Consider the following 10948-nt stretch of genomic DNA (forward strand, 5'->3'; position numbering starts at 1 on the left):
ACCAAATATGGAGAAGGGATCGTCCGTGAGCGACATCATCGACCCACCCGCAGCCACCACCGCCGAGCCGGACGGCATGCAGCGTCTCAAGCCGAACGCCGTCGGATTGATGGGCGTGCTGTTCATGGCGGTGGCCACCGCCGCACCGATCACCGCGATGGTCGGCAATGTGCCGATGGCCGTGGGATTCGGCAACGGTGCCTATGCACCAGCCGGCTACCTGGTCGCCACCATCGTGCTGACGCTCTTCGCCATCGGCTACGCGGCGATGTCCAAGCACATCGTCGCCACGGGCGCCTTTTACGGATACATCTCCCATGGCCTCGGCCGTATCGTCGGGCTGGGAGCCGGGTTCCTGATCACGTTGGCGTACATGGTCTTCGAAGCGTCACTGGTCGGGATCTTCTCGTTCTTCGGCCACGACCTGTTCCTGACGTTCTTCCACCTGGACATCCCGTGGGTCCTCCTGGCGTTGGTCATGCTGGCCGTCAATGCGGTGCTCACTTACTTCGATCTCAGCCTTGCCGCCCGCGTACTGGGTGTATTCCTGGTGACCGAAATACTGATGCTGTCGCTACTGGCACTCTCGGTACTGTTCACCGGGGGCGGCCCACAAGGCTGGTCCTGGGGCTCACTCAACCCGCTCAACGGCTTTCACAGCCTCAGCGGAGTTGTCGACGGCCCGGCCGGGCCCCTCACGGTCGCCGGCTCGGCCGGTGTCGGATTGTTCTTCGCGTTCTGGTCCTGGGTCGGATTCGAGTCCAGTGCCATGTACGCCGAGGAATCCAAGAACCCCAAGAAGATCATCCCGATCGCGGTGGTGTCCTCGGTTGTCGGCGTCGGCGTCTTCTACGTCCTCGTCTCGTGGCTCGCGATCGTTGGCACCGGACCGGACAACGCTGTTGCGCTGGCCCAGGATTCGTCCACGGCGGGCGATATCTTCTTCGGCCCCGTCCAGCAGCACCTGGGGGTGTGGGCCGTCAACCTGTTCAAGGTCCTGTTGATGACGGGTTCATTCGCCTGCGGCATGGCCTTCCATAATTGTGCCGCCCGCTACCTGTACGCGATCGGACGCGAAAACGTCATCCCCGGGATGCGCCGCACCATCGGGGCCACGCACACCGCACATGGCTCGCCGCATATCGCGGGCATCGTCCAGACCGTATTCGCCACCGTGGTGGTGCTGTTCTTCGCATTCACCCATCGCGATCCGTACACCGGTCTCTACGGACTGATGGCCCTGCTCGGCACCACCGCGATCATGATCGTCCAGGCCCTGACCGCCTTCGCCGTGATCTCGTACTTCCACGTGCGACGAAACCACCCCGAGACCGCGCATTGGTTCCGGACGCTGGTCGCACCGCTGTTGGGTGGCCTGGGCATGGTGTACGTCGTCGTCCTGTTGGCCCAGCATGCGTCGTTCGCGGCCGGCACCGCGGCCGGCGACTGGATCTTCACGTCAATCCCATGGGTGGTTGGGGCAACCGGTCTCGGCGGTATCGCCTTGGCCATCTTCCTCAAATACACCGCACCCGACCGCTACGAGGACCTCGGTAGAACGGTCCTGGAGGAGGCACCCGAACGATGAGCTTTTCGAACATCATGGACTCAAACAGCTATTCCGGGCAGGACGAGGACCCGGCCACGGAGGCTCTTATCTCCGCGCGGGAACGGGTGCTCGGCCCCTCCTACCGACTCTTCTACGAACGCCCGGTCCACCTGGTGAGCGGAGAGCGCAGCCACCTGTTCGACACCGATGGCAACCGCTATCTGGACGCGTACAACAACGTCGCCAGTGTCGGCCACTGTCACCCTCACGTGGTCGAGGCGGTCACCCGGCAGCTGTCCACCCTCAACACCCACACCCGATACCTGCATGAGGGCATCGTCGACTACTCCGAGCGGCTACTCGCGACGATGCCCGGCGCCATTGATCAGGTGATGTATGCCTGCACAGGTTCTGAGGCCAACGACCTGGCATTGCGCGTAGCCCACATGTACACCGGGGCAACGGGAGTTATCGTGACCAGCGATGCCTATCACGGCAACACGGCCGCCGTCACCGCCGTCTCCCCATCACTCGGCGGGGACTCTCTCGGACCGCATGTCCGTACCGTGCCGGCACCCGACAGCTACCGGACACGACCTGGCGATCTGGCCACTGACTTTGCCGCCGCCGTTTCCCGTGCGATCGATGAATTGCACACCGCAGGATACGGATTCAGCTGCCTGCTGGTGGATACCATCTTCTCCTCGGACGGCATCTACCCGGACGCGTCGGTGCTGGAGCCCGCGGTGAAGGTAGTGCGTGCGGCCGGCGGTGTCCTCATCGCTGACGAGGTACAACCCGGATTCGGGCGTACCGGGGAAGCGATGTGGGGGTTCACCCGCCACCGCGTGGTGCCCGACCTGGTCACCATGGGTAAGCCCATGGCCAACGGCATCCCGGTGGCGGCCATGGCGGCCACCTCTGCGGTCCTTGCCCCATTTTCCCGGGAAGTGCCGTACTTCAACACCTTCGGTGGAAATCCGGTATCTATGGCAGCGGCATCGGCGGTACTCGACGTCATCGAGGACGAGAAGCTCCAGCTGCATGCCGCCGAGGTGGGTGCAGCACTGCGCTCCGAGTTGCGCTCCCTTGCGCTACAGCACGTCGAGCTCGGCGATATCCGCGGCACCGGCCTTTACACGGGGGTCGAGATCGTGCTCGACCCCGTATCCCGCACCCCGGACCGCGCCGGCGCACGCCGGATCGTGAACGCCCTGCGCGAACGGCGAGTCCTCATCTCGGTGTGTGGGCAGGATGGCAACGTCCTCAAGATCAGGCCGCCGCTGGCCTTTTCGCGGTCGGACGTCGACTGGTTCTGCACCGAGTTCGAGGCGGTACTGAAAGACATCGTTGGACCGGTCGGCGCGTCGTAGAGTTTCTCCATGACTGCCAGCGGATCGGCCAGGTACGACACCGTGATCGTCGGGGGCGGGCACAATGCCTTGACCGCCGCCGCGTATCTGGCCCGAGCGGGCCAACGGGTGTTGGTACTGGAGCGGCTGGAAGTGCTCGGCGGGGCCGCGATTTCAGCGCCCGCATTCGAGGGCGTCGACGCGAGGCTATCGCGGTACTCGTATCTGGTGAGTCTGCTTCCGCGGCAGATCATCAACGACCTGGGCCTCTCGGTGCAGCTGGCGCGCCGCAAGTACGCGTCATACACGCCGGACCCAGCTGACGGTGGACGGAGTGGATTCCTTGCCAGTACAGATGATTTCGCGGAATTCGGGGCACTCTGCGATACGGTGACCCGGCCACTGTGGGATTCCATACTGGAACCGCTGCGACGACGTAGCGAGGTCCGCGCCGGCGCCTGGGAACAGCTTGTCGAGACGCCCATCGGCGAGGTGATCCGCGCGGCCGCACCCGATGATCTGCAACGCGGGGTCCTGCTCACCGACGCACTGATCGGAACCTTCGCGAGCGCCGATGACCCGTCGCTGCGGCAGAACATCTGCTTCCTCTACCACCAGATGAACCCGTGGGACGTCCCCGTGGGCGGCATGGGCGCCGTCACCGGCTCGCTGGAATCCTCAGCGCGACGACTTGGTGCCGAATTACGCACCGGGGCTGAGGCCCTCGCGATCAATCCCGGCGGCGAGGTGCAGTACCGGATTGGCAACGACGAGCACATCGCGGTGGGCAACCACGTCCTCAGCGGCGTCAGCCCCACCGTGCTGGCCCGGCTACTTGGGGAAAACGCCCCCGAAGGACAGCCCGGCGCGCAGGTCAAGGTGAATCTGCTGCTGACCCGCCTACCTCGGCTGCGCGACGAAAAGGTCACGCCGGAACAGGCTTTCGGTGGCACCTTTCATATCAACGAGACCTTCACCCAGCTGGAGAGCGGGTTCCAGCAGGCGTCCCGCGGACATATCCCCGACCCGCTGCCCTGCGAGATCTACTGTCATTCCTTGGCCGACCCGAGCATTCTGTCGCCGGAGCTGCGTGCGTCCGGGGCACATACATTGACGGTGTTCGGGTTACATACTCCGCATGGGCTGAATGCAACCCGCGAGCAGCTGCAAGCCGCCGTACTCGCGTCACTTAATTCCGTACTGGCCGAGCCGATCACCGATGTGGTGGCAACAGACTCGCAGGGCCGACCGTGCATCGAGACCAAAACCACCGCAGACCTCGAGGAGGCCCTCGGGATGACATCAGGCAACATCTTCCACGGCGGATTGCACTGGCCGTTCGCCGAGGACGACGAACCGCTGGATACGCCCGCAGCGCGGTGGGGTGTGTCCACGAATCACGAACGAATTCTGCTGTGCGGTTCAGGTTCTCGTCGCGGCGGCGGCGTATCGGGGCTCGGCGGATATCACGCCGCGATGGCGGTATTAGACGCTAGCTGAGGGCCGCGGCTCTCTCCAAGATCACCCGCAAGTTCGTCAGTTCGACCTCACTCAAGGCCGCCAGCGCAGCCGGAGCCGGGTCATCCAGCTCGGCGATGGCAGCCACGACACGGTGGCCCTCATCAGTCAACGACACCCGCTTGCATCGGCGATTGTCGGGGTCGATGTGGCGGACCACCAACCCGCGCTGCTCCAAGTCACTTACCGCAACCGTGGCCGCCGGGGCATCCAGGGCCGTGGCCTCCGCGATTCCCTTTACCGTCATGGGCTGTCGCGCAAGCCTTCTCAGGATACGCACCCGACTGAATGGCAGCCCCGTCGCCTCGACGACCGTCCGTCGCCAGCCATCACGGTTATCGAGCACCAGACTCGCCATGGTGCGCCATACCTCGTCCGCGAGCGGTCTATCCGGCACGGGCCACCTCCCGAGCCGCGGTGCCTGCTATGAGCGGCGCGAGCCGTTGGGCCGACCGCACCGCAGCCGCAGAAGTGGACACGATGCCCAGCGTAACGATAACGAGCCCGAGTCCCGCACACATGAACCACAGGGCGGGCGGACCGATCGAACCGCACAGTGCCACACCAATACTCACACCCACCTGGCGGCTCGTGGAGGTAACCGCAGAGGCCGCGCCGGCCCGGTCCAGCGGCATCCCACTGACCGCGGCATTCGTGATCGGTGCATTCACCATGGCGAACCCCGCACCGAAAATGGCGAATACCACCAGGAGCTCCCAGATCGGTGTCGCCGTCGACACCCGGGTGAGCAGCAATGACGCGATGAAGAACAAGGTGCCCGCCGCCAGCAGTGACGGCCGCGCGCCGAACCGACCCACCATGCGTCCCGAGATCGGAGAGAATACTAGCGCCCCAACGGCAATCGGGAGATAGACCAATCCGGTGTGCATCGCGGAGAAGTGTCGCTCCCCCTGCAGGTACAGCGACATCGTAAACAGGAACGCACTCCATGCCACGCACGCACATATCGCCGTAAGGGTGGCCGAGGCGAACGGGATGCTGCGGAAGAAGCGCAAGTCGATGAACGGGTGCCGCCGCCGGGACTCGTAGCGGAGGAACACCGCGAACGCCACCAGCGCGGTGATCAGCACCGCGATCAATCGCGGCGTCGTCCACCCCAGCGAGGGGCCTTCAATGAGGGTGAACACGATGCCGAACAGGAAGAGCACCGCGAGTACCTGCCCCACCGGGTCGATATCGCGCATCGTGGCCGACTTGCTCTCCGGCACGAAGATCGCCGTCAACACGAAGGCGAGCGCACACACCGGCAGGTTGATCCAGAAGACGGCCCGCCAGCCCACCCATTCGATCAGCAGCCCGCCGACTATAGGGCCCAGGGCCATCGATATCCCGACGACCGCGCCCCAGAACCCCAGCGCCCTGGCCCGTTCCACGCGGCCGGTAAAGACCTGCGAAATGATGGACAGCGCAACCGGGTTGAGCATCGAGCCGCCCACCGCCTGCAGCAGACGCGCGGTGATGAGCAACCCGACGGTAGGCGCCACGCTGCAGAGCAGAGAACCCACCGCGAAAATCGAGAGCCCGATGTGGAAAACCTTCCGGCGCCCCAGCCGGTCCCCCGCGGCCCCCGACAGCATGAGCAGCGAGGCCAGGCCCAGCGTGTAGATGTCGATGACCCATTGCAGCTGCGAGGTGCTGGCGCCGAAATCCGCTCGGATGGTCGGCAGTGCGACGTTCACGATGGTGGAATCCATCGACACGATGAGCAGACTCAGGCAGCAAGACCCCAGGATGACGAGTTTGCGACGCTCGCTCAACTCGCCAATGGTTGCTTCCACGCCACCATTGTGAAACTACAACTGTTAGCGATGCAAACAGATTTACATCACACCGTCCGTCGACCCACTAAAAAACGAACGCGCAGTTACGCACACATCCTTCGAGTGGAAGCGTGCCTAACTGCGCGATCGGCGGAAAGGACTACGGGTACTGACGCTCTCCGTAGCCGGTGTAGATCTGGCGCGGACGGCCGATCTTGCCTGGCTCCGAATGCAGCTCGCGCCAGTGCGCGATCCAGCCGGGCAGCCGGCCGAGGGCGAACAGCACGGTGAACATGCGCGTCGGGAAGCCAATGGCCCGGTAGATCAGACCCGTGTAGAAGTCGACGTTCGGGTACAGCTTGCGCTCGATGAAGTAATCGTCGGTGAGCGCAGCTTCCTCAAGCGCCTTGGCGATCTCAAGCAGCTGGTCATCGCCGCCGAGCTTGCCGAGGATCTTGTCGGCCTGCTCCTTACAGATGCGGGCACGCGGATCGTAGTTCTTGTAGACACGGTGTCCGAAGCCCATGAGCTTGACGCCGTCTTCGCGGTTCTTCACCCTGCGCACGAAGTCGTGAGTGTCGCCGCCCTCGGCGCGGATGCGCTCCAACATCTCCAACACGGCCTGGTTCGCACCGCCGTGCAGCGGACCCCACAGCGCGTTGATGCCACCGGAGACGGACGTGAAAAGGTTGGCGTCCGAAGAGCCGACCAATCGCACCGTCGAGGTCGAGCAGTTCTGCTCATGATCGGCATGCAAGATCAGCAGCATGTCGAGCGCCCGCACGATCTCCGGGTCCACCTCGTACGGCTCGGCCGGAAAGCCGAACGTCATCCGCAGGAAGTTCTCGACGAGAGTCAGCGAGTTGTCCGGGTACAGGAACGGTTGCCCGACGGACTTCTTGTAGGCGTAGGCCGCGATGGTGGGCAGCTTCGCGAGCAAGCGGATCGTGGACAGCTCGACCTGGGCGTCGTCATGCGGGTCCAGCGAGTCCTGGTAGTAGGCACTGAGCGCGTTCGCGGCGCTGGAGAGCACCGGCATCGGGTGTGCATTACGCGGGAAGCCGTCGAAGAACCGCTTGAGGTCCTCGTGCAGCAGGGTGTGGCGCTGGATCTTGGTGGTGAAATCCTCCAGCTGCTGCGGGGTGGGCAGCTCACCGTAGATAAGCAGATAGCTCACCTCGATGAAGGTGGACTTGTCGGCCAGCTGCTCAATCGGGTAACCGCGGTAGCGCAGGATGCCCTCGTCACCGTCGATGTAGGTGATGGCGCTCTTGGTCGATGCGGTGTTGACGAAGCCCGCATCGAATGTCGTGTAGCCGGTATCGGCCAGCAGCTTGCCCAACGCGAAGCCATCCGAGCCTTCGGTCGCACGGACGATATCCAGCTTGGTTTCGCCTCCGGGGTACTGGAGAGTAGCGAAATCATTGTTGTCGGCCACAGGCATCCCTTCTGAGGTTCAGCGGCTCCGCAAGAACGTTCATAGAGAAGGTAGTCGCTCCGCCTTCAGGGCGCCTGGTCAGGGTCGAGGTCGAGAGGTCGAGCGCGGGCGAAGCGATCGACGGCCAACCGTCCGCGAACGCACCGCCTCCAGGGCGCGGTCCCACACCAGCAGCGCACCCGCCGCCATGATGGTCGGCCTGAACACATCCCTGGCCAGCGCCGCTGTCGCGGTGGCCTTGGTGGCCGCGCTGGCCTTGGACATGTGCCCGGAATCGAAGGGCGGCTGCGGGTCGTACTCGATGCTCAGCTGGATCGCCTTGGCCCGCTCCTCCCCCGCGATCTGGCCCGCCAGCCACAGCCCCAGGTCGATACCCGCAGATACGCCCGCCGCGGTGACGAGACCTTCGTGACCGGTGTGCACGATGCGCTCGTCGCCGACCGGTGTCACCCCGAACGCCTTGAGCGCGGGCAGCGTCGACCAATGCGAGGTAGCCCGGCGGCCCTCAAGCAGACCGGCCGCCGCCAGCACCAGCGAACCGCTGCACACCGAGGTGGTCCAGGTGGCAGCCGGATGAACCCGGCGCAACCACTCCAACAATTCCTCGTCGCGCGCGGCCATGGTTGTTCCCGGGCCGCCAGGAACCAGTACGACATCGGGCGACGGCGTCTCGTCGAACGAGTGCGTGGCACCGATGACCAGCACCCCGGAATCAGCGGTGACGGGCCCCGGTTGATGCCACACGAATCGGACCTCGGTATCGGGCATGAAGCGCAAGACCTCATACGGGCCAATGAAATCCAGTGCGGTGAAATCGGGGTACAGCACGATCGCGATCTGGGTCATAAGGAAGTCCTTTCGGTTCGGTAGAAGGTCTTGCGGTACTGGTCGGGCGATACGCCTATGCGGCGAACAAAGTTGCGGCGCAAGGATTCCGCAGATCCGAACCCGCAGCGGTTTGCGATCACCGTCATGGTGTCGTCGGTCTCTTCGAGCTGGCGGCGCGCGGCCTCGGACCGGATGCGTTCCACATAGGCCGACGGCGCCTCGCCCACCTCCGCCGTGAACACCCGGGTGAAATGCCGCGGGCTCATGGCCGCACGGCGCGCCAGCTCACCAATCCGATGCGAAGCTCCCGGCTCGGCCTCGATGGCCTCCTGAACATCGCGGATCGGCATGCGCCTGGCCCGCGGCATCCATACCGGGGCGGCGAATTGGGACTGTCCACCCGGGCGGCGCAGGTAGAGGACAAGCCAGCGCGCGACGGTCTGCGCCACCTCCGCGCCGTGGTCGTCCTCGACGAGCGCCAGCGCCAGGTCGATACCCGCGGTCACACCGGCCGCCGTCCATGTCTTGTCCGAGCTGCGGATGAAAATCGGATCGGGATCCACGGTGACGCTCGGGAACTCGGTTGCGAGTGTGTCGGCCAACGCCCAGTGTGTGGTGACCCGACACCCGTCGAGCAAACCCGCCTCGGCGGCCAGGAACGCACCGTTGCAGACGCTGATCACTCGGCGGGCAGACCGTGCCGAGGCGCGAATCCAGTCCATCAGGGCGGCGTCCCGTTGGACCGCGGCCACACCGACACCGCCCGGCAGGAGCAACGTGTCGCATCCCTCACCAGGATCCGGCAGAGGACGGGTGACCAGCTCCAGGCCCGAGCCGGTGGAGACGGCGGCGCCGTCGCTCGAGACCAGCGATACGTCGTAGCCGGGCGCGCCGGTCAAGTACTGCGACGCACTCGCAAACACCTCGTACGGCCCGACCAGATCGAGGGCCTGGACTCCCGGGAACCCCAGGATTACTACAGATCGAGTCACGGCTTCCACTATTCGCCACCTGCGCAATGGCGTCTAGGTCAGGTACCCCACAAATTAGGACATCAGGAATCCGGCGGCCGCTGCTCATCAGAGGCCGCGAGCAGACGCGGGGATTCAGCGGACGAGGTCCGGAACCGCACGAACACGGGCACAAGCAGCGCGGCGATGACCACCCCGACCACCACGAGGGCGCCACCACCGGCAGCGGCTGCCGTCGTACCCACCACGGCGGCGACCGCACCGTGCGTAACGTCCGCGACCCGCGGTCCCCCGGCGACCACTACCGTGAACACGCCCTGCAATCGGCCGCGCACATCGTCGGTCGCCACCGACTGCAAGATCGTCGTCCGGAAGGCCGCCGACACCATGTCCGCGATGCCGCCGATCATCAGGAAAAACAGCGCCGGCCACAGCAACGGCGCGTGCGCGGTGAGCCCGAAGCCCACCATCGCCAGCCCCCACACCACGATGCTCACCACCACCGCGAGTCCCTGCCGGTCGATCCGGTGGAACCAGCCGGAGAACACCCCGCCGATCACCGCGCCCGCCGATATTGCCGCCGACAACAACGCGATGACGGTGCCGCCGTCGGCGGGATCCCCAAACCCCTCGTGGGCGATCTGCGGGAACAGGATCCGCGGCATCCCGAAGATCATCGCGATGAGGTCCACCACGAAGGACATCAGCACGATCTTGTGCCCTGCCAAATACCGAAAGCCGTCGAGAACATCGCGGAAGCCATTGGTGCGCGCGTCTTTTGACACACCGCTCGGCGGCATCTTGTGCAGCTGGATCGTCGCCCAGATGGGCGCCACACACGCAATCGCGTCGATCATGTACAGCGCCGACAGATCCACCCACTTGAGCAATATTCCGGCCAGCAGCGGTCCGGCAATGAACCCGAACTGCTGCACTGTCATGTTCAGGGCGTTGGCGGCGGGCAGCTGATCGAGCGGAAGCATGCGCGGGATGGCGGCGGCGCGGGTCGGCGAGTTCACCGCGAAGAACGCCTGCTGCACCGAGAGCAGGCACAACACCACCCACACGTTGTTGACCGACAAAGCGGCCTGCACCCACAGCAGCACCGAGGAAACCCCCAGCCCCACCGCCGTGATGATCAGCAGGGTCCGACGATCCATCCGGTCGGCAAGTGCGCCGCCCCACAAGCCGAACACCACCAACGGAACCAGCCCGAAAACACCCGTCAGTCCGACATACGCCGAGCTCTGTGTCAGCGCATAGATCTGCACGGGAACAGCGAAGAGCGTGAGACCCGCCCCAATAACCGTGACCACCCCGGCCAGCCACAGACGCCGGAAATCCGGGTTACGGAGCGGCGTGACGTCGGCGATCAAACCTCTCAGGGCAGTGCCCGTTCACTCGCCAGGGCCCGGCCACACACCACCGGGCCTCCCCTCTCGCTACTGGCTGACACACACCTCGACATCCGGACCGACGTCCACGGTAGTGAACTTGCCGAGCCAGTAGTG

At 64.9% G+C, this 10948-nt stretch carries 9 protein-coding genes; 3 read left to right on the forward strand and 6 right to left on the reverse strand.

All coding sequences use genetic code 11. The annotated features are described in order from the left end of the window. The first annotated feature begins 25 nt into the window (after window positions 1-25). The 3 genes from AB0H22_RS19100 to AB0H22_RS19110 are packed head-to-tail and all read left to right on the forward strand — an operon-like array spanning window position 26 to window position 4401. A complete protein-coding gene (locus tag AB0H22_RS19100; protein ID WP_180751119.1) occupies window positions 26-1588 on the forward strand; it encodes an APC family permease in 1563 nt (520 codons plus the stop codon). Beyond that, on the forward strand, window positions 1585-2922 hold the full coding sequence (locus AB0H22_RS19105; protein WP_180751118.1) for an aspartate aminotransferase family protein: 1338 nt from the start codon (window positions 1585-1587) through the stop codon (window positions 2920-2922). The genes AB0H22_RS19100 and AB0H22_RS19105 overlap by 4 nt, the downstream gene beginning before the upstream one ends. A 9-nt stretch (window positions 2923-2931) precedes the next feature. Continuing rightward, complete coding sequence (locus tag AB0H22_RS19110) at window positions 2932-4401, forward strand: NAD(P)/FAD-dependent oxidoreductase (RefSeq protein ID WP_358148160.1); 1470 nt, start codon at window positions 2932-2934, stop codon at window positions 4399-4401. On the opposite strand, the gene AB0H22_RS19115 is transcribed toward AB0H22_RS19110, so the two are convergent. The 6 genes from AB0H22_RS19115 to AB0H22_RS19140 form a co-directional block, all read right to left on the reverse strand. Next, complete coding sequence (locus tag AB0H22_RS19115) at window positions 4394-4777, reverse strand: MarR family transcriptional regulator (protein ID WP_180751267.1); 384 nt, start codon at window positions 4775-4777, stop codon at window positions 4394-4396. The two genes, AB0H22_RS19110 and AB0H22_RS19115, sit on opposite strands and share 8 nt — an antisense overlap. Window positions 4778-4805: 28 nt before the next feature. Next, window positions 4806-6218: a DHA2 family efflux MFS transporter permease subunit gene (locus AB0H22_RS19120; RefSeq protein WP_180751116.1), complete on the reverse strand. Its 1413-nt coding sequence runs from the start codon at window positions 6216-6218 to the stop codon at window positions 4806-4808. A gap of 142 nt (window positions 6219-6360) precedes the next feature. Next, on the reverse strand, window positions 6361-7638 hold the full coding sequence (locus AB0H22_RS19125) for a citrate synthase (protein ID WP_358148164.1): 1278 nt from the start codon (window positions 7636-7638) through the stop codon (window positions 6361-6363). Window positions 7639-7716: 78 nt separating this feature from the next. Further along, window positions 7717-8484 (reverse strand): DJ-1/PfpI family protein, encoded by a 768-nt coding sequence (locus tag AB0H22_RS19130; RefSeq protein ID WP_358148166.1) that lies wholly within the window; start codon window positions 8482-8484, stop codon window positions 7717-7719. Further along, complete coding sequence (locus tag AB0H22_RS19135) at window positions 8481-9458, reverse strand: GlxA family transcriptional regulator (protein WP_180751113.1); 978 nt, start codon at window positions 9456-9458, stop codon at window positions 8481-8483. The genes AB0H22_RS19130 and AB0H22_RS19135 overlap by 4 nt, the downstream gene beginning before the upstream one ends. 62 nt (window positions 9459-9520) lie before the next feature. Continuing rightward, window positions 9521-10810, reverse strand: coding sequence for an MFS transporter (locus AB0H22_RS19140; protein ID WP_358148430.1), 1290 nt, complete (start codon window positions 10808-10810; stop codon window positions 9521-9523). Window positions 10811-10948 lie beyond the last annotated feature (138 nt).

Origin of the sequence: Mycobacterium sp. NPDC050853 (assembly GCF_040653875.1) — a bacterium.
In the GTDB taxonomy this organism is placed as follows: Bacteria; Actinomycetota; Actinomycetes; order Mycobacteriales; family Mycobacteriaceae; genus Mycobacterium.